This is a genomic window from Cedecea sp. Ae19-4 (assembly GCF_059801165.1).
On record NZ_JBCHWG010000004.1, the window covers coordinates 26926 to 53324 of the forward strand.

Annotated in this window: 19 protein-coding genes; 8 read left to right on the plus strand and 11 right to left on the minus strand. The window is 56.3% G+C overall.

Annotated features, from left to right (window positions below; genetic code table 11):
* Positions 1 to 74: 74 nt before the first annotated feature.
* Both glgA and glgP read left to right on the plus strand, forming a co-directional pair.
* Positions 75 to 1508, plus strand: coding sequence for a glycogen synthase GlgA (glgA, locus tag AAIE02_RS21190; protein WP_008457900.1), 1434 nt, complete (start codon positions 75 to 77; stop codon positions 1506 to 1508).
* 26 nt (positions 1509 to 1534) lie between these two features.
* Positions 1535 to 3982 (plus strand): glycogen phosphorylase, encoded by a 2448-nt coding sequence (gene glgP / locus AAIE02_RS21195; RefSeq protein WP_008457899.1) that lies wholly within the window; start codon positions 1535 to 1537, stop codon positions 3980 to 3982.
* A 193-nt stretch (positions 3983 to 4175) separates the two neighbouring features.
* On the opposite strand, the gene AAIE02_RS21200 is transcribed toward glgP, so the two are convergent.
* From AAIE02_RS21200 to glpE, 3 genes are all read right to left on the minus strand, one after another.
* Positions 4176 to 4934: a DeoR/GlpR family transcriptional regulator gene (locus tag AAIE02_RS21200; RefSeq protein ID WP_008457897.1), complete on the minus strand. Its 759-nt coding sequence runs from the start codon at positions 4932 to 4934 to the stop codon at positions 4176 to 4178.
* A gap of 17 nt (positions 4935 to 4951) precedes the next feature.
* Positions 4952 to 5773 carry a rhomboid family intramembrane serine protease GlpG gene (gene glpG, locus AAIE02_RS21205; RefSeq protein WP_008457895.1) on the minus strand — a complete coding sequence of 274 codons (822 nt, stop codon included), beginning with the start codon at positions 5771 to 5773 and terminating at the stop codon, positions 4952 to 4954.
* A 77-nt stretch (positions 5774 to 5850) separates the two neighbouring features.
* Positions 5851 to 6177 (minus strand): thiosulfate sulfurtransferase GlpE, encoded by a 327-nt coding sequence (glpE, locus tag AAIE02_RS21210; protein ID WP_008457894.1) that lies wholly within the window; start codon positions 6175 to 6177, stop codon positions 5851 to 5853.
* 195 nt (positions 6178 to 6372) lie between these two features.
* On the opposite strand from glpE, the gene glpD reads away from it, so the two are divergent.
* Positions 6373 to 7881: a glycerol-3-phosphate dehydrogenase gene (gene glpD, locus AAIE02_RS21215; protein ID WP_008457892.1), complete on the plus strand. Its 1509-nt coding sequence runs from the start codon at positions 6373 to 6375 to the stop codon at positions 7879 to 7881.
* Positions 7882 to 7997: 116 nt separating this feature from the next.
* Here glpD and malT read toward each other — a convergent pair whose 3' ends face one another.
* The gene (gene malT / locus AAIE02_RS21220; RefSeq protein ID WP_008457891.1) at positions 7998 to 10703 is read right to left on the minus strand and encodes an HTH-type transcriptional regulator MalT; all 2706 of its coding nucleotides are present in this window, start codon (positions 10701 to 10703) and stop codon (positions 7998 to 8000) included.
* Positions 10704 to 11123: 420 nt separating this feature from the next.
* On the opposite strand from malT, the gene malP reads away from it, so the two are divergent.
* Together malP and malQ are read left to right on the plus strand one after the other, a co-directional pair.
* Positions 11124 to 13526 (plus strand): maltodextrin phosphorylase, encoded by a 2403-nt coding sequence (gene malP / locus AAIE02_RS21225; RefSeq protein ID WP_498533214.1) that lies wholly within the window; start codon positions 11124 to 11126, stop codon positions 13524 to 13526.
* A 9-nt stretch (positions 13527 to 13535) separates the two neighbouring features.
* A complete protein-coding gene (malQ, locus tag AAIE02_RS21230; RefSeq protein WP_498533215.1) occupies positions 13536 to 15614 on the plus strand; it encodes a 4-alpha-glucanotransferase in 2079 nt (692 codons plus the stop codon).
* Positions 15615 to 15680: 66 nt separating this feature from the next.
* Here malQ and nfuA read toward each other — a convergent pair whose 3' ends face one another.
* A complete protein-coding gene (gene nfuA, locus AAIE02_RS21235) occupies positions 15681 to 16256 on the minus strand; it encodes a Fe-S biogenesis protein NfuA (RefSeq protein ID WP_498533216.1) in 576 nt (191 codons plus the stop codon).
* A gap of 58 nt (positions 16257 to 16314) precedes the next feature.
* The gene (gntX, locus tag AAIE02_RS21240) at positions 16315 to 16998 is read right to left on the minus strand and encodes a DNA utilization protein GntX (protein WP_498533217.1); all 684 of its coding nucleotides are present in this window, start codon (positions 16996 to 16998) and stop codon (positions 16315 to 16317) included.
* A gap of 38 nt (positions 16999 to 17036) precedes the next feature.
* Here gntX and bioH point away from each other — a divergent pair, with 38 nt between their 5' ends.
* On the plus strand, positions 17037 to 17813 hold the full coding sequence (bioH, locus tag AAIE02_RS21245) for a pimeloyl-ACP methyl ester esterase BioH (protein WP_498533218.1): 777 nt from the start codon (positions 17037 to 17039) through the stop codon (positions 17811 to 17813).
* Positions 17814 to 17857: 44 nt separating this feature from the next.
* Here the strand turns inward: bioH and feoC are convergent, their stop codons facing one another.
* From feoC to greB, 5 genes are all read right to left on the minus strand, one after another.
* Positions 17858 to 18094, minus strand: a complete 237-nt coding sequence (gene feoC / locus AAIE02_RS21250; protein WP_008457879.1) for a [Fe-S]-dependent transcriptional repressor FeoC — start codon at positions 18092 to 18094, stop codon at positions 17858 to 17860.
* 9 nt (positions 18095 to 18103) lie between these two features.
* The gene (feoB, locus tag AAIE02_RS21255) at positions 18104 to 20422 is read right to left on the minus strand and encodes a Fe(2+) transporter permease subunit FeoB (RefSeq protein ID WP_166994664.1); all 2319 of its coding nucleotides are present in this window, start codon (positions 20420 to 20422) and stop codon (positions 18104 to 18106) included.
* A gap of 53 nt (positions 20423 to 20475) precedes the next feature.
* On the minus strand, positions 20476 to 20700 hold the full coding sequence (feoA, locus tag AAIE02_RS21260; protein ID WP_008457875.1) for a ferrous iron transporter A: 225 nt from the start codon (positions 20698 to 20700) through the stop codon (positions 20476 to 20478).
* Between the two features lie 451 nt (positions 20701 to 21151).
* Positions 21152 to 23488, minus strand: a complete 2337-nt coding sequence (locus tag AAIE02_RS21265) for a Tex family protein (RefSeq protein ID WP_498533219.1) — start codon at positions 23486 to 23488, stop codon at positions 21152 to 21154.
* Between the two features lie 111 nt (positions 23489 to 23599).
* Entirely contained in the window at positions 23600 to 24079 is a 480-nt protein-coding gene (gene greB / locus AAIE02_RS21270; protein WP_008457871.1) for a transcription elongation factor GreB, read from the minus strand.
* A gap of 238 nt (positions 24080 to 24317) precedes the next feature.
* On the opposite strand from greB, the gene ompR reads away from it, so the two are divergent.
* A complete protein-coding gene (gene ompR / locus AAIE02_RS21275) occupies positions 24318 to 25037 on the plus strand; it encodes an osmolarity response regulator transcription factor OmpR (RefSeq protein WP_006177890.1) in 720 nt (239 codons plus the stop codon).
* Positions 25034 to 26383: a two-component system sensor histidine kinase EnvZ gene (envZ, locus tag AAIE02_RS21280; RefSeq protein ID WP_008457865.1), complete on the plus strand. Its 1350-nt coding sequence runs from the start codon at positions 25034 to 25036 to the stop codon at positions 26381 to 26383. Before ompR ends, envZ begins: the two co-directional genes overlap by 4 nt.
* Positions 26384 to 26399: the final 16 nt, after the last annotated feature.

Genomic DNA, 26399 nt, shown 5'->3' on the forward strand with positions numbered 1-26399 from the left:
GCGCGGTTATTTTATCGTTCGGCGTTGCCTGATGATTAAGACACAGCGCCGCGACTTTCCATATGGGAGCGATAATGCAGGTCTTACATGTCTGTTCCGAGATGTTTCCTTTGCTGAAAACGGGCGGCCTTGCGGATGTGCTGGGCGCTTTGCCTGCGGCACAAATTGCCGGCGGCGTTGATACGCGCGTCCTGCTGCCCGCCTTTCCTGATGTGCGGCGAGGAATCGAAGATATTCAGGTGGTTGCCCACCGACAGACGTTCGCAGGCCCAATGCGTCTGCTCTACGGCCACTACAACGGCGTAGGTATTTATCTGATTGATGCCCCCCATCTTTATGAACGCCCGGGCAGCCCATACCACGACACGAACCAGTTTGCTTACCAGGACAACGTACTGCGCTTTGCGCTGCTTGGCTGGGTTGGGGCGGAAATGGCCTGCGGCCTGGATCCTTTCTGGCATCCTGATGTGGTGCATGCCCACGACTGGCACGCCGGGCTGACGCCGGCCTATCTCGAGGTTCGCGGGCGGCCAGCCAGGTCGGTATTTACCGTCCATAACCTCGCCTATCAGGGAATGTTCTATGCTCATCACTTAAGTGAAATTGATTTGCCGTGGTGGGTCTACGACATGAACGGGCTGGAATTCCACGGCCAGATTTCGTACCTGAAGGCCGGGCTTTACTATGCCGACCATATTACCGCCGTCAGCCCAACCTATGCTCGGGAGATTACCGACCCGCATTTTGCCTATGGCATGGAAGGGCTGCTGCGCCAGCGCCAGCGTGAAGGGCGCCTGTCGGGCATTTTAAACGGCGTGGACGACAAGATCTGGAACCCGGAAAGCGACCTGCTGCTGGCCTCGCGGTATAACCGCGATTCGCTGGAGGAGAAAGCGGAAAACAAACGCCAGTTGCAGGTAGCGATGGGGCTGAAGGTGAACGACAAAGTCCCGCTGTTCGCGGTGGTCAGTCGGTTAACCAACCAAAAAGGGCTGGATCTGGTGCTTGAGGCATTGCCGGGGTTGCTGGAGCAGGGCGGGCAGCTGGCGCTGCTGGGGGCCGGGGATTCCGTGCTGCAGGAAGGGTTCCTGGCGGCGGCGGCCGAGCATCCCGGCCAGGTCGGCGTCCAGATTGGCTATCACGAGGCATTTTCCCACCGCATCATGGGCGGTGCCGACGTGATTTTAGTCCCGAGCCGCTTTGAGCCCTGCGGCTTAACGCAGCTCTACGGTCTGAAATATGGCACCTTGCCGCTGGTGCGGCGAACCGGTGGCCTGGCTGACACCGTGTCTGATACTTCTCTCGAGAATCTGGCTGACGGTGTGGCGACCGGTTTTGTGTTTGAAGACAGTAATGCCTGGTCGCTGCTTCGCGCGATCCGGCGTGCTTTCGTGCTGTGGTCCCGCCCGTCGCTGTGGCGTTTTGTGCAGCGGCAGGCAATGAATATGGATTTTAGCTGGCAGGTAGCGGCGCAGTCATACCGCGACCTTTATCAACGCTTGATGTAATTACCCATACACCAGGAATCACTGATATGAATGCACCCTTTTCCTATGCATCACCCACGCTGAGCGTCGAGGCGCTTAAACACTCGATTGCCTATAAGCTGATGTTTACGGTGGGGAAAGACCCTGCCATCGCCAATAAACACGAGTGGCTTAACGCGACGCTGTTTGCCGTGCGCGACAGGCTGGTGGAGCGCTGGCTGCGTTCCAACCGCGCCCAGCTTTCCCAGGAAGTTCGCCAGGTTTACTACCTGTCGATGGAGTTTCTGATCGGACGCACGCTGTCGAACGCGCTGCTTTCCCTCGGCATCTATGAAGATGTGAAAAATGCCCTCGAAGAGATGGGCCTCGACCTCGAAGAGTTGATTGACGAGGAGAACGACCCCGGCCTGGGCAACGGCGGTTTGGGGCGTCTCGCCGCCTGTTTCCTCGATTCGCTGGCGACCCTGGGGCTGCCTGGGCGTGGCTACGGCATTCGTTACGACTACGGGATGTTCAAGCAGAACATCGTTGATGGCCGCCAGAAAGAGTCGCCGGACTACTGGCTTGAGTACGGCAACCCTTGGGAGTTTAAACGCCACAATACGCGCTACAAGGTGCGTTTCGGCGGGCGTATTCAGCAGGAAGGGAAAAAGTCTCGTTGGGTCGAAACCGAAGAGATCCTCGCGGTTGCCTATGACCAGATTATTCCGGGCTACGACACCGACGCGACCAACACGCTGCGGCTGTGGAACGCTCAGGCGAGCAGCGAGATCAACCTCGGTAAGTTTAACCAGGGTGATTATTTCGCGGCGGTGGAAGACAAAAACCACTCTGAAAACGTGTCCCGCGTGCTTTATCCCGATGACTCGACCTATTCCGGGCGTGAGCTTCGCCTGCGCCAGGAGTATTTCCTGGTTTCGGCGACCATGCAGGACATTCTGAGCCGCCATTATCAGCTGCATAAAACCTACGCCAACCTTGCGGATAAAATTGCGATTCACCTGAATGACACTCACCCGGTGCTGTCGATTCCGGAGTTGATGCGGCTGCTGATTGACGAGCATAAGTTTGAATGGGAGGAAGCGTTCGAAGTGACCTGCCAGGTCTTCTCGTACACCAACCACACGCTGATGAGCGAAGCCCTGGAAACCTGGCCGGTGGACATGCTCGGCAAGATCCTGCCGCGCCATCTGCAGATCATCTTTGAGATTAACGACTACTTCCTGAAAACCCTGCAGGAGCAGTACCCGAACGACACGGGGCTGCTGGGCAGGGCATCGATCATCGACGAATCCAACGGCAGGCGAGTGCGGATGGCCTGGCTCGCGGTGGTGGTCAGCCATAAGGTGAACGGCGTGTCTGAGCTGCACTCCAATCTGATGGTGCAGTCCCTGTTTGCCGACTTCGCCAGTATCTTCCCGATGCGCTTTAGCAACAAAACGAACGGCGTCACGCCGCGCCGCTGGCTGGCGCTTGCCAACCCGGCGCTGTCTGAAGTGCTGGATGAGAATATCGGGCAGACCTGGCGGACGGACTTAAGCCAACTGAACGACCTGAAGCAGCACATTGACTACCCGACGGTGCATCAGGCGGTGCGTAAGGCCAAGCTGGCGAATAAAAAACGGCTGGCGACGTACATTGGGCAGCAACTAAACGTCGTGGTGAGCCCGGACGCCTTATTCGACGTGCAGATTAAGCGCATTCATGAATATAAGCGCCAGCTAATGAATGTCCTGCATGTGATCGCACGCTATAACCGCATCAAGGCCGATCCTGAGGCGGAATGGGTGCCACGCGTGAATATTTTCGCGGGTAAAGCGGCATCGGCCTATTACATGGCGAAGCATATTATTCATCTTATCAACGACGTTGCGGAGGTCATCAACAACGACCTGCAGGTTAAAGATAAGCTGAAGGTGGTGTTTATCCCCAACTACAGCGTCAGCCTCGCCCAGTTGATTATTCCGGCGGCAGATCTCTCCGAGCAAATTTCGCTGGCGGGAACCGAAGCTTCGGGGACCAGTAACATGAAGTTTGCGCTTAACGGGGCGTTGACCATCGGGACGCTGGACGGCGCCAACGTGGAGATGCTCGACCACGTCGGCAAGGACAACATCTTTATCTTCGGCAACACCGCAGAAGAGGTGGAGACACTCCGCAGTAAAGGCTACAACCCTCGGGAGTACTACGAGAAGGATGAAGAGTTGCGCCAGGTGCTGACGCAAATCGCGACGGGGGCATTCAGCCCCGGGGAGCCGGGGCGCTATCGGGACTTAGTCGACTCGCTGATTAACTTTGGCGATCACTACCAGGTGCTGGCGGATTACCGCAGCTATGTGGACTGTCAGGACAAGGTGGATGAGGTTTACCAGCAGCCGGAGGAGTGGACTATCCGCACGATGCACAATATTGCCAATATGGGCTATTTCTCGTCAGACAGGACGATTCAGGAGTATGCCGACGAGATTTGGCATATTAAGCCGGTGAGATTGTAACTTTTCCCCTAACCCTAACCCTAACCCTAACCCTAACCCTAACCCTAACCCTAACCCTAACCCTAACCCTCTCCCCACGAGGGAGAGGGGATCAGAACAAGGATGCTTCTTCATCCCCTACTTAGATGGGAGAAAAGGACCAAATTCTTTTCCCCCTCTCCCTTTCAGGAGAGGGCCGGGGCGAGGATAAAACTCAGCACAGCTCCAGCTGCACGTTATTCTCTTTAATCACCTGCATCACTCCTGCGGGCGGCACCACGTCGGTATACACGGTATCCACCAGGCTAATACTGCCCAGATTCACCATCGCATTACGGCCAAACTTCGAATGGTCCACGACCAGCAGCACGCTGCGAGAGTTTTCGATAATCGCGCGCTTGGTGCGAACCTCGTGGTAGTCGAACTCAAGCAGCGAGCCGTCGCTGTCGATCCCGCTGATGCCGAGAATGCCGAAGTCGAGACGGAACTGGGAAATGAAGTCCAGCGTGGCCTCGCCGATAATGCCGCCATCGCGACTGCGCAGCTCTCCGCCGGCCAGAATGATACGGAAATCTTCTTTAGCCATCAGCGTGTTCGCCACGTTGAGGTTGTTGGTCACAATGCGCAGATTGCTGTGATTAAGCAGCGCATGCGCCACGGCTTCCGGCGTCGTGCCGATGTCGATAAACAGCGTGGCGCCGTTAGGAATTTGGCTGGCAACCTTCTGCGCAATACGCTCTTTTTCTGCGGTTTGCGTTGCTTTTCGGTCATGCCACGGGGTGTTAACCGAGCTGGAGGGCAGGGCCGCCCCGCCGTGGTGGCGCAGGATCATATTCTGATCGGCCAGGTCGTTTAAATCCCGGCGGATGGTTTGCGGGCTGACGGCAAACTGTTCCACCAACTCTTCGGTACTGACGTATCCCTGCTGCTTAACCAGCTCAATAATCGCGTCATGACGTTGTGTCTGCTTCACAAGCTACTCCAGCATTGTTATGTTCGTTTTCGCGCATTCAGGGTATCTACCAGCGCCATCGCCAGGCCAACCAGCATGCCGGTCAGGTGCGCTGGAATGACAGCGGACTGAGTGAAGACCTCAATAACCAACCAAATTACCGCAAACGCCAGCAGCCCGCGCTGCATCTGAATGCCGCTGTCGGGATCTCGCTCTCCGCGCAGCCAGACATAACCCATCAGCGCAAACACCGTGCCTGACAGGCCGCCAAACAGTGGGCCGGTAAATTTTGCCTGCATAAAACCGCTCAGCAGGGTGGAGATAAGCGTCAGCGTCAGCAGTTTGCCGGTGCCGAGGCGTTTTTCGAGCGCGCCGCCTAAATACCACCACCATAGTAGGTTAAAGAGGATATGCAGCAAGGAGAAATGCAGTAATCCGTGCGTGAAATAGCGCCAAAACTCAAAGCGCTGCTCGGGCACGAGCGGCCAGCCAAGCACGGAGATCACCGGACCGAAGCCCACGATATTGAGCAGGACAAACAGCGCGATACACACGCCGATGACGATAAGCGTCAGCGGGCCGGCGCGCTCTTTGATGGTGGCGAAAAAAGGATAGCGTTTATAGCTGAAACCGACGCCGCTGTGGCCGGTGCTCCAGCTGGCGGCCTGATAGCGCGGGTCGCCAGGGTTCGCGACGAACTTTTCCAGCTCGGCGCGGACATACTGTACCTGGTTCTCATCCGCCAGCCAGACATCGCTTTGCGTATGTTGCTGAATCGTAAGAATAACGCCCTGAGTTGCCATGTAATCGACAAAAGCCTGCGCCACGCGCGGGTTGGCGAAAGAGGTAATCATGATCATGAAAGTTTAACCAACTTCGTCTATAAAGCCGTACAAAGGCAAGCAGTATACCTGCAGGGAGCGACAAGGGCTGAACTTTACGCGCCGTGAGCGACTTCAGCCGGGAAATGGCGGTGCCAGGCATCAAAGCCACCGTCGATGCTGTAGACCTGGTCATAGCCTTGCTGCAGCAGATATTGGGCGGCGCCTTTGCTGCTGTTGCCGTGGTAGCACATCACCATGACCGGCGTGTCGAAGTCGGTTTGCTGCATAAAATTCACCAGCGTGTCGTTGGTAAGGTGGTAAGCCCCCGGCGTGTGTCCCATGGCAAAGCTCTGCGGATCGCGGATATCCACCAATACCGCCTGCTGCTGCTGGAGTTTCTGGTGTGCTTCTTCCACACCAATACATTCAAATTGATCCATGGTTTTACTCGTCGAGAAAGAAAGGAAACAAGGGGCATGTTAAGGCATCGCGCCCCGCTGGCGCTGATATTAACGCCAATATGTTATCCATATCACGTAGAAATGTTTTTATTTCGTTACCAAAGCGGGCGAACACTTGCTATCATGAGCGATATCGAACATTTTTGAGCTTTAACGAAAGTGCGTGAGGGCAACATGGAAACCAAAGATCTGATTGTTATTGGCGGTGGAATCAACGGCGCCGGTATTGCGGCGGACGCCGCTGGCCGCGGGTTATCCGTGTTGATGCTGGAGGGACAGGATCTGGCCTGCGCGACCTCTTCCGCCAGCTCGAAGCTGATTCACGGCGGCCTGCGTTACCTGGAGCATTATGAGTTTCGCCTGGTGAGTGAGGCGCTGGCGGAGCGTGAAGTGCTGTTGAAAATGGCGCCGCACATTGCTTTCCCGATGCGCTTCCGTTTACCGCACCGGCCGCACCTTCGTCCGGCCTGGATGATTCGGACTGGCCTGTTCATGTACGATCATCTGGGGAAACGCACCAGTTTGCCGGCCTCGACCGGCTTGCGTTTTGGCGCAGATTCAGTGCTGAAGCCTGAGATCGTGCGCGGTTTCGAATATTCCGATTGCTGGGTGGATGATGCTCGCCTGGTGCTGGCTAACGCCCAAATGGTGACCCGCAAGGGCGGAGAGGTGAAAACCCGTACTCGCGCCACCAAAGCAACCCGCGAAAATGGGCTGTGGGTCGTTGAAGCGCAGGATATTGATACCGGCGAAACCTTTACCTGGCGCGCGAAAGGCCTGGTGAACGCCACCGGTCCGTGGGTGAAAACCTTCTTTGACGAAGGGCTACACCTGCCTTCGCCTTACGGTATCCGCCTGATCAAAGGCAGCCACATCGTGGTGCCTCGCGTGCATACCCAGAAGCAGGCTTACATCCTGCAAAACGAAGATAAACGTATTGTGTTTGTGATCCCGTGGATGGACGAATTCTCCATCATCGGCACCACCGACGTGGAATACCACGGTGACCCGAAAGCGGTGCAGATTGATGACAAAGAAGTGAGCTATCTGCTGAACGTTTACAACGCGCATTTCAAAAAGACGCTGACCAAAGATGATATCGTCTGGACCTATTCTGGCGTGCGCCCGCTGTGTGATGACGAGTCTGATTCTCCGCAGGCGGTGACCCGCGATTACACTCTCGATATTCATGACGAAAATGGTCAGGCACCGCTGCTGTCGGTCTTCGGCGGTAAACTGACGACCTACCGTAAGCTGGCTGAACATGCGCTGGATAAGCTGGAGCGTTACTACCCGAATATCGGCCCGGCCTGGACCAAAGAGTGCCGCCTGCCTGGCGGTGACATCGGTGGCGATCGCGATGATTATGCGGCCAAACTGCGCCGTCGTTACGGTTTCCTGACCGAAAGCCTTGCCCGTCACCTGGCGCGCACCTATGGCAGCAACAGCGACCTGGTGCTGGGCGAGGCCAAAACCCTGGGCGATCTGGGCGAAGATTTTGGCCATGAGTTTTATGAAGCCGAGCTTCGCTACCTGGTTGAGCATGAATGGGTCAGATGTGCGGAAGATGCGCTGTGGCGCCGCACCAAACTGGGCATGTGGCTGAACGAAGAGCAGCAGGCGCGGGTGGCGCAATGGCTGGTCAAGCAGGCGGCTAAAGCGGGACTGTCGCTGGCGTCTTAAAGAGAGTTGAACCCTTTTCAGTCCGAGTGTTGGCCGGTTCCGCTCATCTTCAGATTTTTATCCCCCCTCTCCCCTATGGGGTGAGGGGCTGAAACTAGCCTTCAGAATATCTCCAGCTAAACCCCATACCCCATCATCTTCAGTAATTTCTGTGCATGCTGTACCGCGTCCTGACGGTGCGCCACGCCCAGCTTCTGGTAAAGATTTCGGATATGCGTTTTGATGGTGGTGGCCGCAACATCCAACTCTCCGGCGATCTGCTCGTTGCTATAACCGGAATAAATCAGCCCCAACACCTGCCATTCTCGCTGCGTCAGCGGGCTGGTGCGGATAAGCTCCGGCACTTCCGGGTGATTCAGCAGGCGGTTCACAAAGCTTTCATCAAAGTGCGCAAACTTATGGCGGTGGTGCTGGTTTATCTCACGCAGGATGCGTTGAGCGCGGTGCTGATCCAGCTCCGGCAGCGTGTTGAGCTGAATAAGCTGGCGCAGCTGCTGCGCCATCGCTTCCCCTTCGATAACGAAGTGACTGATAAACCCGGTGCGGTTTGCCAGCGCCAGAGCTTCCAGCAGCACGCGCTGAGCGTCACTTTTTCTGCCCGCCTGCCAGTAAAGCTGGTTGAGCAGCAGCAGGTTGCGGTTAAGGTCGCTCATCAGACGCAGGCTGCGGGCGTTTTCGTTAAGTTCTTCCAGCACCATTTCCGCCGGATCGTACTCACCCAGCAGGATTTGTACGCGGGCGATATTCCGCCACTGGCTTTGCAGGAAGTGGTTATTGGCAAATTCAGGCTTCGGCGTCTGGCGCAGCCAGTTGGCTGCCGACTTTTTATCGCCAATCATTTGCCAGTAAATCACCCGCACCTTGTCGGCGTTGGAGACCCAGTCGCTGTGCCAGGGACCGTTCCCAAGCAAATTTTCAAGGCGATTAAGGTGATTGCGAGCATTATCCAGGTCACCGCGCGCCAGTGAGCACTGCACCAGCAGCGCCAGACACTGGAGCTGTTGCTGCGGCTGGAAGCTGGAAAGGACCTCCATTCCGCTGCGGGCTGCCGCTTCGGCTTCATCCAGCCGGGCCCAGGCCCAAAGCAGCTGGGCGCGGATACGCTGTAGAAACTCATGCAGTGGCAATTGTTCGAGGTGCTGCTCGCGGATCAGCACAAAGGCTTTCTCCTGGGTTTCCCAGGCGGCCTGTAAGAACCCCTGAGCCAGCAGGATTTCGCTTTGCTGAATGAGACTCCACAGCGCGTAGTGCCACACATCGTGGCGGCGGGCCATTTGCTCGGTCTGCTGCATAACGGAAAGAGACTTCGTCAGATCGCCCTTGCAGTGCAGCACTTCGCCGTGAACCGAAGTTGCTACTATGCGGCTGTAAAAATTGGCCAGCGGCAGCATTTCCAGCGCGACCATGGCCAGACGCTCGGCTTCCGCCGGATCGCCCGCGTTGATGGCAACCTGGGCTCTCAGGGCGTTAAATTCACCGTGCAACGTGTCGTCGATGACCAGGTCCATTTCCTGCTCGGCCCTTGCCAGCAGGGTATTCACTTCGCCGTAGCGGTGCTGGCTTTGCATCAGCCAGGCCTGCAGCAGCACAAGTTTTGGGTTTTCCAGCAGACTTTCCCACGGCAGCGCCTTCAGTGACTCCTCGAGCAGCGTCAGTTCGCTGTGGTTAAACAGCGCCCACGCGTGGCCCAGCAGAATATCGCGCAGCATATTGGCATCACCTGCCGCCAGCGCGTGGTGAATAGCCTCGCTTGGGAAGCCTTGCGCCATCCAGCTTTCGGCGGCCGCCCGGTGAATATCCGGCAGCTCTGCGGCCAGCTCCCACTGGCAGCGCTGGCGAAGGAAACTGCCAAACAGCGGGTGGAAGCAGAACCATTCGCCGGAATCGTCCATACGCTGCAGGAACAAGCCCTGTCGCTCAATCTCCTCCAGCCGCATCTGGCCATTTTCTTCACCCGTTACCTGGATGATCAATGCGTCATTCATTGAGCGCAGGATGGAGCTTCTCAGCAGGAAGTTGCGGGTATCGGCATCAACGTTGTTCAGGACTTCATCCACCAGATAATCTGAAAGATGGCTGGCGTTAATGCCCGACAGACGGCGTGCGGAATGTTGAGCTGGCGTATTGCTCTGGCGCGCGGACAAGGCGATTAACTGGAGCGCCGTTACCCAGCCAGCAACGTCATCACACAGGCGGCTGCTGTCCGCTTGTTCAATCGGCGTTGCCAGGCGGTTGTCGAAGAACTGTTTGGCTTCCTGATGCGTAAAGGCGAGCTGCTGGCTACCAATTTCCAGGAGCTGATCGCGCACGCGAAGGTTGGCAATGCCAAGTTGCGGGAGATTGCGCGACAGGATCACCAATGTCAGGTTTTCTGGCTGGTGGCGAATGAAAAAGCGCATGGCTTCATGAATAACCGGGTTGGCAATCAGATGATAATCATCAATCACCAGGTACAGCGGTTTGTCCCATCCCGCCAGCTCAATGAACAACTGAGAAAAGAGCGAAGACAAGCTGGCGTATTGCCGCTTTTGCGCCATGATTTCGCTACTGGCGCAGTGGCCGCCGGTGGCGTGCTGCACGGCGGCAATCAGGTAGCTGGCAAAGCGCTCCTGCTGGTTATCTCCCTCATCGAGGGAATACCAACCCAGCTCTTTTCGCCCCGCCGCCCACTGCGACACGAGGGTCGTTTTACCATAACCGGCCGGGCTGGCGATCAGCGCTAAGCGATAGTTGGCGGCAGTTGAAAGCTTCACCAACAGGCGATCGCGAACCACAGTGTTTTCCAGCCGAACGGGGCGGCTTAATTTGGATGGGATTAACATAGTTGATCACTTCACTGTGTATAAATTTCCCCGGCATTTTTCGCGCTGCAGGGCGGGGCGGCCGGACTGCAGAGAAAATAATGGAGGGAAAAGTTCAAGGATGCGATTTTTTTTACGCTTCGTAATTAATGCTTACGGATAAGGTCTGCCAGAATGCTTTTTATTGCAAGGTTGTTGAACTTTCCGAGCTCGGTAAGTTGCACCCTGTCACAGTTCCATTTTTTCATGAATGCGATTGCTCACTGCTTGTGGCAGCGCGGCTGAAACCTGTTACACCGCCGCATCGAGTGGCAGAGATCACATTTTTCGCTCATCCTCGCTACTCCTCCCCGCCTAATCCGCGCCGGGAGGAGGAACTCCCACGGGCTGCCCGGCACACTAACGGGTAATGATTTTCGAACATTACAGGACCGATTTTCTATGTCACAGCCGATCTTCAGTAAAGAACAGTTCCAGTCCGCTCTGACGCGCCAGTGGCAGCGTTATGGCCTCCATGATGCCAGTGAAATGACTCAGCATCAGTGGTGGCAGGCGGTTAGTGGTGCGCTTGCAGAGCACTTAGCGGCTCAGCCAACAGCAAAACCTGAAGCCAAACAGCGCCACGTAAACTACATCTCGATGGAGTTTCTGATAGGCCGCCTGACGGGGAATAACCTGCTTAATCTTGGCTGGTTCACTGAGGTGAGCGATGTGCTGAAGGATTACCAGATAAACCTCACCGATTTACTGGAAGAAGAAACGGACCCGGCTTTAGGCAACGGCGGGTTGGGACGGCTTGCGGCCTGCTTCCTGGACTCAATGGCCACGGTCGGGCAATCGGCCATCGGCTATGGCCTCAACTATCAGTATGGCCTGTTCCGCCAGTCCTTTAAGGACGGCAAACAGATGGAAGCCCCGGATGACTGGCAGCGCGGGAGCTACCCTTGGTTCCGCCACAACAGCGCGCTGGATGTGCAGGTGGGCATTGGCGGGAAACTCGTGAAGGACGGTAAGCGTTCCCGCTGGGAGCCAGCCTTTATTTTCCAGGGCGAGGCGTGGGATTTACCGGTGCTGGGCTACCGAAATGGCGTGGCGCAGCCGCTGCGCCTGTGGCAGGCAAAACATGCTCATCCATTTGATTTGACTAAATTTAATGACGGTGAGTTTCTTAAAGCCGAGCAGCAGGGCATTGACGCTGAAAAGCTCACCAAGGTGCTCTATCCGAATGACAATCACCTGAACGGTAAAAAGCTGCGCCTGATGCAGCAGTATTTCCAGTGTGCCTGTTCGGTGGCTGACATTCTGCGCCGCCATCATCTGGCAGGCCGCAAGCTCGCCGAGCTGCCGGCCTACGAAGTGATTCAACTGAACGATACCCACCCAACCATCGCTATCCCTGAGCTGCTTCGCGTGCTGATTGACGAACATCAGCTTAGCTGGGATGACGCTTGGGCGATTACCAGTAAAACGTTCGCCTACACTAACCACACCCTGATGCCTGAAGCTCTGGAGTGCTGGGACGAGAAGCTGGTGAAAGCGCTGCTGCCTCGCCATATGCAAATCATCAATGAGATTAACAAACGCTTTAAGCTGCTGGTCGACAAAACCTGGCCGGGGGATGAAGCCGTCTGGGCGAAGCTTGCCGTGGTGCATAGCAAGCAGGTACGTATGGCTAATCTGTGCGTGGTCGGAGGCTTTGCGGTGAACGGCGTTGCGGCGCTTCATTCTGAGCTGGTGGTGAAAGATCTGTTCCCGGAATACCACCAGCTGTGGCCGAACAAATTCCATAACGTGACGAACGGCATTACGCCGCGCCGCTGGATCAAGCAGTGCAACCCGGCGCTTGCCACGCTGTTCGACAAGACGCTGAAGAAAGAGTGGGCGAATAACCTCGACGTGCTGGAAGGACTGGAAAAGCACGCCGATGACGCCAAATTCCGCCAGACCTGGCGCGAAATCAAGCATCAGAACAAAGTAAAACTGGCTGCATTTGTGAAGGCTCGTACCGGCATCGTGATTAGCCCGGATGCGTTATTCGACGTGCAAATCAAACGCCTGCACGAATACAAACGTCAGCACTTGAACCTGCTGCATATCCTGGCGCAGTACAAAGAGATCCGCGAGAACCCGAAAGCAAACCGTGTGCCGCGCGTTTACCTGTTTGGCGCGAAGGCGGCTCCGGGTTATTACCTGGCCAAAAATATTATCTTTGCTATCAACAAAGTGGCTGAGGCGATCAACAACGATCCGCTGGTGGGCGACAAACTGAAGGTCGTTTTCCTGCCGGACTATTGCGTATCAGCGGCGGAAATCATGATCCCGGCGGCTGATATTTCCGAACAGATTTCGACTGCCGGTAAAGAGGCATCCGGCACCGGTAACATGAAGCTGGCGCTGAACGGCGCGCTGACGGTGGGGACGCTGGACGGTGCCAACGTTGAAATTGCGGAGAAGGTGGGTGAAGAGAATATCTTTATTTTCGGCCACACCGTCGAGCAGGTTAAAGCCCTGAAAGCCAAAGGCTATGATCCGGTGAAATGGCGCAAAAAAGATAAAGTGCTGGATGCCGTGCTTAAAGAACTGGAGCAGGGCAAATACAGTGAAGGAGATAAACACGCCTTTGATCAGATGCTGCACAGCATCGGCAAAGAGGGCGGCGATCCTTACCTGTTGATGGCGGACTTCACTGCTTATGCCGAGGCGCAAAAGCTTGCCGACAAACTTTATCTGGACCAGGAAGCCTGGACGCGCGCCGCCATTTTGAACAGCGCCCGTTGCGGCATGTTCAGCTCCGATCGCTCGATCCGCGATTACCAACAACGTATCTGGCAGGCAAAACGCTAAGGGAGCGCCATGGAGAGCAAACGTCTTGATAGCGCCGCTCTGGCGGCGGGTATCAGCCCGAACTACATCAATGCCCACGGCAAACCGCAGGCTATTCCTGCGGAGACAAAACTGCGTCTGCTCGAGGCCATGAACCGCACCGCTGTTGCAAAAAAGTCGACCGATCCTGTGCCAGCGGTTCAGGTTTTCACTGCCGGGCAGCGAATGCAGCTGACGCTGGAAGGCGAGGGTGAATTTAGCTGGACGCTGACCACTGAAGAAGGTCATACCCACCGCGGGCAAGTTTCCGGTGGGAAGACGTTATCGCTGCCAACAAAGCTACCCGAGGGCTACCATTCGCTGGTGGTCAGTCGGCAAAAGCAGAGCTGGACGAGCCGAATTATCGTCGCCCCGCCGCGCTGCTATGAGCCGGACGCGTTACTGCAGGGCAAAAAGCTGTGGGGGGCATGTGTGCAGCTTTACACGCTGCGCTCGGCGGCTAACTGGGGCATCGGCGACTTTGGCGATTTGAAGCAGATGCTGGGGGATGTGGCGAAGCGGGGCGGGGCGTTTATCGGCCTCAACCCGATTCATTCGCTTTACCCGGCTAACCCGGAGAGCGCCAGCCCATACAGCCCTTCGTCACGCCGCTGGCTGAATGTCATCTATATCGACGTCAATGCGGTAGAAGATTTCCAGAATAGCAAAGCGGCGCAGACGTGGTGGAAAACATCCACAGTGCAGAAACAGCTTCAGGCCGCGAGAGATGCCGAGTGGGTGGATTATTCTGCCGTTACGGCCCTCAAAGTTGCGGGACTGCGTTTAGCGTGGCAGCAGTTCTCGTTGCGTACAGCCAGCGATGAACAAGTCGTCGCGTTTGGCAGGTTCGTTGCGGAAGGAGGAGAAGGTCTGTTCTACCAGGCTGCCTACGATGCGCTTCATGCCAGCCAGGTTAACGAAGATCCTCTGCGCTGGGGCTGGCCGGTGTGGCCGGAAGGCTATCGCGACGCCCATAGCCCGGGAGTGAAGCAGTTCTGTGAGCAACATTGCGATGAGGTCAACTTCTGGCTTTGGCTGCAGTATCTCGCCTGGCGTCAGTTTAAGGCCTGCTGGGATGCCAGCCAGCATGACGGGATGCCGATTGGCCTTTATCGCGACCTGGCGGTGGGCGTAGCGGAAGGCGGCTCTGAAACCTGGTGTGACCGTGAGCTTTACTGCCTGAAAGCCTCCGTTGGCGCGCCGCCGGATATCCTCGGCCCGTTAGGCCAAAACTGGGGGCTGCCGCCGATGGATCCCCACGTCATGGCCGCTCGCGGCTATCAGCCGTTTATCGAACTGCTGCGCGCCAATATGACCCACTGCGGCGCCCTGCGCATTGACCACGTTATGTCGATGCTGCGGCTGTGGTGGATCCCGTACGGCGAGACGGCGGATAAAGGCGCCTATGTGCAGTACCCGGTGGACGATCTGCTTTCGATTCTGGCCCTGGAAAGCCAGCGTCACCGCTGCATGGTGATTGGCGAGGACCTCGGTACCGTGCCGGTTGAAATCGTCGGCAAGCTTCGCGACAGCGGCGTTTATTCTTACAAAGTGCTGTACTTTGAACACGACGGAGAGAAGCAATTCCGGGCTCCGGCCACATGGCCTAAGCAGTCGATGGCGGTTGCCACAACGCACGACTTGCCCACGCTGCGTGGCTACTGGAATAGCGGTGATTTAACGCTGGGCAAAACGCTGGGACTTTACCCTGATGAAGAGGTGCTGGCGGGGCTGTATGAAGACCGCGAAAGGGCTAAGCAAGGCCTGCTGGACGGGCTGCATAAATACGGCTGCTTGCCGAAGCGGGCGGGACATAAGGCCGCGTTAATGACGATGACCGACACGCTCAACCGTGGAATGCAGCGTTATATCGCCGACAGCCATAGCGCGCTGCTGGGGCTGCAGCCGGAGGACTGGCTGGATATGGCCGAGCCGGTGAATATTCCTGGCACCAGCGATCAGTATAAGAACTGGCGGCGCAAGCTGACGGTCTCTCTGGAAGCGATGTTTGCCGATGAACGGGTGAATAAGTTGCTGAAAGATTTGGATAAGCGGCGTAAGAAGACGTAGTTTCGTCTCACGTTTCGCGGTCTATTCCCTCTCCCTTTTAGGGAGAGGGTTAGGGTGAGGGTCAAACTAATAGTAAGAGTGCTCACCGCGCTGGTGTTCGGTCAGGTCACGTACGCCTTTCAGCTCAGGGAACTCAGCCAGAAGCTGTTTCTCGATCCCTTCTTTCAGCGTCACATCCACCATAGAACAGCCGTTACAGCCGCCGCCAAACTGCAGAATGGCATAGCCTTCGTCGGTAATTTCCATCAGCGTGACGCGACCACCGTGGCCCGCCAGCTGTGGGTTAACGGTCGCCTGCAGCATATACTCAACGCGCTCCATCAGCGGCGCGTCGTCAGACACCTTACGCATTTTTGCGTTAGGGGCTTTCAGCGTCAGCTGGGAACCGAGCTGGTCGGTGACGAAGTCGATTTCGGCATCTTCCAGATAAGGCGCGCTCAGCTCATCGACATAAGCGGTTAACTGCTCGAACGGCAGCGCCGTGTCGGTCGCTTCAACCGCATCCGGCGGACAATAAGACACACCACACTCCGCATTCGGGGTGCCAGGATTGATAACGAATACGCGGATTTGCGTCCCTTCTTCCTGATTTGCCAGCAACCTGGCAAAGTGGGATTGTGCAGCATCGGAAATACGGATCATAACGATTGCTCAATAGTTGACTATTTTAGTCGGTTATAATACGCCCATCATCGAGGGTCTACAAGGTTCGACACAGGCACCATACCTGGACAGTCGCCGCGCCCTGCCTTTTCAGCAATCGCGCTATCTCCGCAACAGTACTACCCGTCGTCACGACATCATCCACAATCGCCATATGGCGACCCGCAACGGGAATTTCAACCCTAAAGATGCCTTTCAAATTCCTCTTTCTTTCCTTTGCTGTCAACGTATGTTGGGCTGGTGAGGCGCGTATGCGTTTGATTGCAGAGGGATAATGCTCCAGCCCTAACCAGCGAGACAGCGGAGTAGCAATAAGTGCGCTTTGGTTATAGCCGCGCCGCCACGCTCGGGTATGGTGCAGCGGTACACTCAAAATAGCATCAGGCAAATGAAGCCTGCCCTCTCGCCTGGCTGCCAGAATACGCAGTAGCAAAAGGCGGGCTAAGGGCGGTGCAAGCGAGGGCGTTCCGGTAAATTTTAGGTGATGAATCAGCGTGCTTAACGGCGGCAGGTAGTCTGTCACATAGGCCATTGCGTCCCACTCAGGCGCTCTTTGCAGGCAACGCCCGCAGGGCAAATGCCCGCTCAGTGCCGGTAAACCACACAGTAAACAGCAGGCCAGGGGCTGAAGCAGCGAGGCGGCGCAGCATGAGCAAATGCCCCATGTCGGACGGGCAAGCGGTAACCGGCATAGCCAACAGCGGCCAGGGATTGCTAGCATAGCGTTCTCCTTGCTGATGAAAATGAGAACGGTAACTGATGAGTGAGCTGTGGTGGCAAACAAAAGGTAAAGGAAAAAGCGATCTTGTGCTGCTGCACGGATGGGGACTGAATGCGGAGGTTTGGCACAACATAGAATCCGAACTCGGCTCGCAATTTCGGCTGCATCTGGTCGACTTACCGGGGTATGGCCGGAGCAGGGGGTTTGGTGCGCTAACGCTGGAGGAAATGGCCGACATTGTGCTGGCTAAAGCGCCTGAATGTGCCACATGGCTTGGCTGGAGCCTGGGTGGGCTGGTAGCAAGCCAGGCTGCGCTCGCCAGGCCTGAACGTGTGAATGCGCTGGTGACGGTGGCTTCCTCACCCTGTTTTACCGCCGCAGAAGACTGGCCGGGCATTAAACCGGACGTGCTGGCCGGGTTCCAGCAGCAGTTAAGCGAAGATTTTCAGCGTACCGTGGAGCGTTTTCTGGCGTTGCAAACCCTGGGCACAGAAACCGCGCGCCAGGATGCTCGCCTGCTCAAAACCGTTGTTCTGGAACAGCCGATGCCGGACGTGGCCGTGCTTAATGGCGGGCTTGAGATCCTGAGAACCGCCGATCTGCGCCAGGAGCTTTCGCATTCTGTAATACCACATTTACGTCTGTATGGCCGACTGGACGGGCTTGTGCCACGGAAAGTGGTTCCCCTGCTGGACGCCCTGTGGCCGCAGTCCAGCTCGGTTATCTTCGACAAGGCCGCCCACGCGCCGTTTATCTCTCATCCGGCTGAATTCTGCCAGGCTCTGCTGGCCTGGGGGCAACAACGGCTTAGCTGACGGGCAGTAAAAAGGCGGGGTAGCCCGCCTTTCATCAGATTAACTTAACGCAGTGCCCAAAGTTCCCGTACGCATTTTTTCCCTTCTGGACAGCTTTTGCAGCTTCCCGTCAGGCAACTGCTCGGATCTTCGCTGATGCGTCTGGCTTTGCCCATCGCTTCCAGTCGATCGAGCATGGCGGCTACCAGCGGCAGAGGCGTGGCAAGCTGCTGGCTTATCTGCTTCGCTTCCAGGCGGCCCTGAAGCGCCAGGGCGTTACGGATATCAATCAGGCTTGCCATCATCGCTCCTTAGTGACAGTCGCCGGTGCTGCTTTGGCAGCAGGACGACGGCGTTTTTCTGGTGGCGAGCAGCGATACATCCACGCGACTTCTTGCCCGGCGCAGCCCGCCAAGCAGCAGGACGTTGAACAATATCACCGCGAGGATGCAAATCAGGCTGAACTGCGGGTGCTCGCTGAAGGTGACGCTCTGGTAGTAAAGCGTGGAGAGCGAATAGGCAATGTTCAGCCCCCAAAGCACGGAAAATGTCATCCAGCCCCGGCTCGATTCACGGGCGATGGCCCCCATCACCGAGATGCACGGAATATAGAGCAGAACGAAAATCAGATAGCTGTAGGCGGCGGCTTCGCTGCCGAATTTCGTGCTCATCACGCCCATCGGCCCGGAGGACATTTCACCGTCGCCTTTGCTTGCCTCAATCGGGTTCGCCAGCACGCTCAGGCTGAAGGTGTTTTTCAGCCCCTGCCAGGTTTCATCGGCGGCAGCGCCCAGTTCATCAAGCAGGTTAAAGCTTGCGGCATCAAACTCTTCATTATGAATATCTTCGGCGGTATAGAGGGTATTTAACGTGCCGACCACAACTTCTTTGGCCATCGCACCGGTAAACAGTCCAACGGTAGCCTGCCAGTTGTCATCATGGACACCGATCGGCTTCAGCAGCGGCGTCAACACACGGCTGACGGAGGCAAGGGCGGAATCATTGATGCTATCTACTGGCTTGCCGCTAAAGGAGAAGCTGTTCAGGGCGCCGATGAAAATACTGACGATCACGATGACCTTCCCGGCGCGAAGCACGAAGCCTTTCAGGCGCTGCCAGGTTTGTAAAATCAGGCTCTTGAGGTGAGGGACGTGGTAAACCGGCAGCTCCATGACAAACGGCGAAGCTTCGCCGCGCATGATGGTGTGCTTCAGCATCAGGCCGGTGAGAATAGCCATCACAATGCCGAGAATATAAAGCGAGAACACCACCAGCGCGCCCTGCTGGCCGAAGAATGCGGCGGCAAACACCGCGAAAATCGCCAGGCGCGCACCGCAGGACATAAACGGCGCCATCATGATGGTCATCAGCCTTTCGCGCGGCGCATCAAGGGTACGGGCGCCCATGACCGAAGGCACGTTACAGCCGAAGCCGACAATCAGCGGCACAAAGGATTTACCCGGTAAACCCAGCGACTGCATCAGGCGATCCATCACGAAGGCTGCGCGCGCCATATAGCCGGAATCTTCGAGGAAGGAAAGGAACAGGTACATCATGCCGATTTGTGGCACCAGCGGCAGCACGGTATTGATCCCGCCGCCGATCCCCTGGGCCAGGAAAATCGTCAGCCATTCCGGGAAGTGCAGCGTATAACCGAGCCACTGGATGCCGTGAATGAATATCGCCACCGAACCGCCATCAAAAATAGGCTGCAGCGCGCCGCCGATGTTAATCGCCAGCAGGAACATCAGATACATCACCAGCATGAAGATCGGCAGGCCGAGGTAACGATTGAGGATGATTTTATCCATCGCCACCGTCAGCCGGTTGGGTTCGGCTGTCAGGCTATTGCTAACCGCGTCGCAAATGGAAGCGATGCTTTGGTAACGAGCATCTGCGATCAGCAGCGCGGGATCGTCAATGGTCTCTGCCAGGCGCGCGCGCGCTGAATCAAGTTTGTCTGTGGCATTGCCCGCATACGCGAGGCTGTAGATATCCCCTTCCAGCATCTGCAGCGCCAGCCAACGGCGCTGCGTCACCGGCATTTCCTGCGGCATATCCTCGGCCAGCTTTTTTGCCTCTTGCAGCAAAATCTGCGGATAGTGCACCAGCTCGTTTTTCTCGTTGGGCTGCTTGCGGTCAATGGCGAGTTTCAGGCTTTCAATACCGCGCCCGCGAGTAGACACCAGCGGCACGACGGGGCAGCCGAGGCGGGCGGCCAGCGCGTCGATGTCGATGCGAATCGCCTGTTTCTCGGCAATATCCAACATATTGAGCGCCACCACGCACGGGATGCCCAGCTCGAGTAGCTGGAGCGTCAGGTAGAGGTTACGCTCAAGGTTAGAAGCATCCACTACGTTGATTAACAGATCGGCATCGCCGCTCAGGATGTAGTGGCAGGCGATTTGCTCATCAAGCGAAGTTTGTGACGAAATGGTGGTGAGTGAGTAGGTGCCGGGTAAATCAACCAGCGTGACCTGGTGCTCAAGGGTGGAAAACTGACCTTCTTTGCGTTCTACGGTGACACCCGCCCAGTTCCCCACGCGCTGGCGGGCACCCGTCAACTGATTAAATAACGTGGTTTTACCCGAGTTAGGATTACCGATTAAACCTATGGTTAAGTTTTTCATTTTATTCGTAAACTTCGTTGAATGTGCAAAATAACGCGAACGTTTCCCCGCCGTTACGCCACGGCTTCGATATTGACCAGCGCGAGATCTTTTTTGCGCAGCACCAGGCTAACGCGGCGCGTTTCGATATGAATAGGGTCGCCGAGAGGCGCCACGCGGACGACGTTGAATGAGGAACCCGGCAGCATGCCGAGGGACAATAATTTTTGGCGATAAGCCGGACTGATTTCACTGGCGAAGCCGGTAATTTTCCACGCGCTATTCGGTATGAATTGCATAAGACCTACTTAGAGCTGGGCTCTGCATTGACGCTGACTGAATGATCGCTTTATTCACGAGCGATGCGTGTAATAAAAACGAATTAAGCTATCGGAAGAAAGAGAAGAAATATCGTTCAATGCAATGATAATGAGAATGGTTACTGTCGACAATATTTATTTTTCTGAGTGAATTTAACCAAAATAGGTATTTTTCTGGCTGATTTAGTGGGGTTGTTTTTAACGAGCGGAAGAAATTGGTTTCTTAATTGCATGAAAAATAGAGTAATGGCTTCTCTTTGGTGAACGATGAATGTTATTTCGTTATTGCCGATGTTACAGGGATGATAATTGCTGGTTTCATGGCGGGGTAGATATTGAAAATTGATTTAGATCAAGAGTACGTTATTTTTCTGCTTTTTGTCGGCGATGGAAAAAATAAGATCTCTCCCCGAAGGGAGAGGTCAGACAATTAACGCTTCTTGCCCATCGCAGCGGCCAGCGCATCCATCATCGCGCTATTCCCACCGGCGGCGTTTTCACGCCCGCGCGGTTTTTGTTGTGCTGTTGGCCTGCCTTTTTGCTCGCGAGGTGCGTTGCCACCCCCATTACCGCGACGGCTGCCACCTTCGCCAGGCTGTTCATCAAGGCGCATGGTCAGGGCGATGCGTTTCCGCTGCAGGTCCACTTCCAGGACTTTAACTTTAACGATATCGCCCGCTTTCACCACTTTGTGCGGATCGTCGATGAATTTGTCCGACAGGGACGAAATATGCACCAGGCCGTCCTGATGCACGCCGATGTCGACAAATGCGCCGAAGTTGGTGACGTTGGTCACCGCGCCTTCCAGCACCATGCCCGGCGTCAGGTCGTTCATGGTTTCCACGCCTTCGGCAAACTGTGCGGTCTTAAACTCAGGGCGCGGGTCGCGGCCCGGTTTTTCCAGCTCTTTGATAATGTCCGTCACGGTTGGGACGCCGAAACGCTCATCGGTAAACTGGCTGGCCTTCAGATCGCGTAATTCGCTGCTGTTGCCCATCAGGTCCTGCAGCGCCTGCTGAGTGGCGGCCAGAATACGTTCGACCACCGGATAGGCTTCCGGGTGTACGGTAGAGGCATCCAGAGGGTTATCGCCGTGGTTGATGCGCAGGAAGCCCGCACACTGCTCAAAAGCTTTTGGCCCCAGGCGGCTGACTTTTAGCAACTGCTGGCGGTTCTGGAAGCGGCCATTTTCGTCACGCCAGTTGACGATGTTCTGCGCCATCATGCGGGTCAGGCCTGCCACGCGGGTCAGCAGCGGCACGGAAGCGGTGTTGAGATCCACGCCAACGGCGTTCACGCAGTCTTCGACGACCGCATCCAGTTTTTTCGCCAGCTGAGTCTGGCTGACATCGTGCTGGTACTGGCCCACACCGATAGATTTCGGGTCAATTTTCACCAGCTCGGCCAGCGGATCCTGCAGACGGCGGGCAATCGAGACCGCGCCGCGAATAGACACGTCCAGATCCGGGAATTCCAGTGCCGCCAGCTCGGAAGCTGAGTAAACGGAAGCGCCCGCCTCGCTGACTATTACCTTCTGGGCGGTGACTTTCGGGAACTGTTTTTGCACATCCAGGAAGAAGCGCTCGGTTTCACGGGATGCGGTACCGTTGCCGATAGCGACCAGCTCGACGTTATGTTTTTCACAAAGGGCAGCCACGGCCACGGCGGCTTTCGCAGCCTGACCGGTATGCGGATAAATAGTATCGGTCGCTACCAGCTTGCCGGTGGCGTCAACCACCGCGACTTTTACGCCGGTACGCAGGCCCGGATCGAGGCCCATGGTGGCGCGCAGGCCAGCCGGGGCCGCCATCAGCAGATCGTGAAGGTTGCGGGCGAAAACGTTGATGGCTTCATCTTCGGCGCGTTCGCGCACGGTGCCCATCAGCTCGGTTTCAAGGTGCATTAACACCTTGATGCGCCAGGTCCAGCTCACCACGGCCTTACGCCAGCTGTCGGCCGGGGCATTGTTCAGGCGCAGATTCAGGTGAGAGATGATCAACTGCTCGCAGTAGCTCTCGCGCGGCGGCTCATCAAACTGCGGGTCGGCATTCAGCGACAGCTGTAAAATACCTTCGTTACGCCCGCGGAACATCGCCAGCGCTCGGTGAGAGGGAACGGTGGCAATGGCTTCGTGGTGGGCGAAGTAGTCGCGGAATTTCGCGCCTTCTTCCTCTTTACCGCTTACCACGGCGGAAACCAGATGCGCATTTTTCCACAAATAGTCGCGCACTTTTGCCAGCAGAGCGGCATCTTCGGCGAAGCGTTCCATCAGGATGTAGCGTGCGCCGTCCAGCGCGGCTTTGGTGTCGGTGACGCCTTTGTCGGCATCCACAAAGCGAGCGGCTTCCTGCTCCGGGTCGTGTGAAGGTTCGTTCCACAGCAAATCCGCCAGCGGCTCAAGGCCGGCTTCGATGGCGATTTGCCCGCGGGTACGGCGCTTGGGTTTATACGGCAGGTAAAGGTCTTCGAGTTCGGTTTTGCTCAGCGTGCCGTTGATGGCACCGGCAAGTTCGTCACTCAGTTTACCCTGCTCGGCAATAGACTTGAGGATGGACTGACGGCGCTCTTCCAGCTCGCGCAGGTAGCTAAGACGAGTCTCCAGTTGACGCAGTTGCGTGTCATCCAGACCGCCGGTGACTTCCTTACGATAACGTGCAATAAACGGCACGGTATTCCCTTCATCCAGCAGGCGAACGGCGGCTTCCACCTGTTCGTTTCTGGCCTGAAGCTCACCCGCAATAATGCGGCAAAGCGAATCATTCATCATGGCTTTTCATCTGTGTAGTACGGAAAATTCAGCAAACAGTTATACGGATCGGGGCGTGAAAATGCCAGCCGACGACCCACGGATATTGGGTTTCAGACAGTTCTGTGCACATTACTCGGGTTTAGGGTACTCAATTTCATTGACGTACCACTGCGCTTCTCCCGCCGGCGTTTGCACCACGGCTAAATCGCCCACTTCTTTTTTGAGCAGCGCGCGCGCCATCGGCGAATCAATAGAAATGTAGTCCTTGCGGCCAAAAATCTCGTCGTAACCAACGATGCGAAAACGCAGCATGTCGCCGTCGTCGTTTTCAATTTCGACCCACGCGCCGAAGAAGACTTTGCCTTCCTGCTGCGGTGAGTAATCGACGATTTTCAGGCGCTCCAGAGATTTGGTGATGTAGCGAACCCGGCGGTCAATTTCACGCAGGCGTTTTTTGTTGTACTGATAGTCGGCGTTTTCGCTGCGATCGCCGAGGCTGGCGGCCCAGGTCACTTTTTTGGTCACTTCGGGGCGCTCTTCACGCCACAGATAATCCAGCTCTTTTTTGAGCTTTTCGTAGCCTTCACGGGTGATTAACGGCGTTTTCATCTTTCTGCCCTACAGCCTGTAAAATCAGAGTGTGATTTAAACCGATGCTCAATAAGGAATGCAACCGGCGCATTTTGGGAAGCAAGTCACCAAATTTTGATTTAAAACGTTGATAACCGACTGTTTAATATGCTTTGTAACAATTTCGACTAGAATGTATACCAGAATTGACTGGTTGTATTAGCGCAGTTTTTTAAGAATACACACTCAACTGTTCGAGCCTTTGGGAGTACAAACGATGCAAGAGAACTATAAAATTCTGGTGGTCGATGACGACATGCGTCTGCGCGCGCTGTTAGAGCGTTATCTCACCGAGCAGGGCTTCCAGGTTCGCAGCGTCGCTAACGCCGAACAAATGGATCGCCTGCTGACCCGTGAATCCTTCCACCTGATGGTGCTGGATCTCATGCTGCCGGGCGAGGATGGTCTTTCTATCTGCCGCCGTCTGCGCAGTCAGAGTAACCCAATGCCGATCATCATGGTGACCGCTAAAGGTGAAGAAGTTGACCGTATCGTCGGCCTGGAAATCGGCGCTGATGACTATATTCCTAAGCCGTTTAACCCGCGTGAACTGCTGGCCCGTATTCGCGCGGTCCTGCGCCGTCAGGCGAACGAACTGCCGGGTGCGCCTTCTCAGGAAGAAGCAGTTATCGCTTTCGGTAAGTTCAAGCTGAATCTAGGCACTCGTGAAATGTTTCGCGAAGACGAGCCAATGCCGCTGACCAGCGGTGAGTTTGCGGTACTGAAAGCGCTGGTCAGCCACCCGCGCGAGCCGCTTTCCCGCGACAAACTGATGAACCTGGCCCGTGGCCGCGAATACTCCGCGATGGAGCGTTCCATTGACGTGCAAATCTCTCGCCTGCGCCGCATGGTGGAAGAGGACCCGGCGCATCCGCGTTATATCCAGACCGTTTGGGGTCTTGGCTACGTCTTTGTCCCGGACGGCGCTAAGGCATGAGGCGAGTTCGCTTCTCCCCCAGAAGCTCGTTTGCCCGTACGCTGTTGCTGATCGTCACCTTGCTGTTCGTCAGCCTGGTGACGACTTATCTTGTCGTTCTGAACTTCGCGATTCTGCCGAGCCTGCAGCAGTTTAATAAGGTGCTGGCGTACGAAGTCAGAATGCTAATGACCGACAAACTGCAGCTTGAAGACGGCACTCAGCTTGTGGTGCCGCCTGCGTTTCGTCGTGAGATTTACCGCGAGCTGGGCATTTCACTTTACTCCAACGAGGCGGCGGAAGACGCTGGCCTGCGCTGGGCGCAGCACTACGAGTTTCTGAGCCAGCAAATGGCGCAGCAGCTTGGCGGCCCGACCGAAGTGCGCGTTGAGGTGAACAAAAGCTCCCCGGTTGTCTGGCTGAAGACCTGGCTGTCGCCGAATATCTGGGTCCGCGTTCCGCTGACCGAAATCCATCAGGGCGATTTCTCCCCGCTGTTCCGCTACACGCTAGCGATCATGCTGTTGGCGATAGGCGGCGCATGGCTGTTTATTCGAATACAGAACCGACCGCTGGTCGACCTGGAGCACGCTGCGCTGCAGGTCGGTAAAGGGATTATTCCTCCTCCTTTGCGCGAATATGGCGCTTCGGAAGTGCGGTCGGTAACGCGGGCGTTTAACCATATGGCCGCGGGTGTTAAACAGTTGGCCGATGACCGCACGCTGCTGATGGCGGGCGTTAGCCATGATCTGCGCACGCCGCTGACGCGTATCCGCCTGGCGACTGAAATGATGGGGCAGGAGGATGGCTATCTGGCCGAGTCGATTAACAAAGATATCGAAGAGTGTAATGCGATTATCGAACAGTTTATCGACTACCTGCGCACCGGGCAGGAGATGCCGCTGGAAATGGCGGATCTCAACGGCGTGCTCGGGGAAGTTATTGCGGCAGAAAGCGGTTACGAGCGTGAAATCGATACCGATCTGCAGGCCGGCGAAATCCGCCTGAATATCCATCCGCTGTCTATCAAGCGCGCGGTGGCGAATATGGTGGTGAACGCGGCGCGCTACGGCAATGGCTGGATCAAAGTCAGCAGCGGCAGCGAATTAAACCGCGCCTGGTTCCAGGTGGAAGATGATGGCCCAGGCATTGAGCCAGACCAGCTTCAGCATCTGTTCCAGCCGTTTGTTCGCGGCGATAGCGCCCGCAGTACCAGCGGCACAGGGCTGGGTTTAGCCATCGTGCAGCGCATCATCGACAACCATAACGGGATGTTGGATCTCGGGAAGAGCGAGCGGGGAGGGCTGCGAATCAGGGCTTATCTCCCGCTGCCGATAACCCGGGTGGTGACTCATCGGGAAAGCTAGCTGGCCTGTGGCCCAA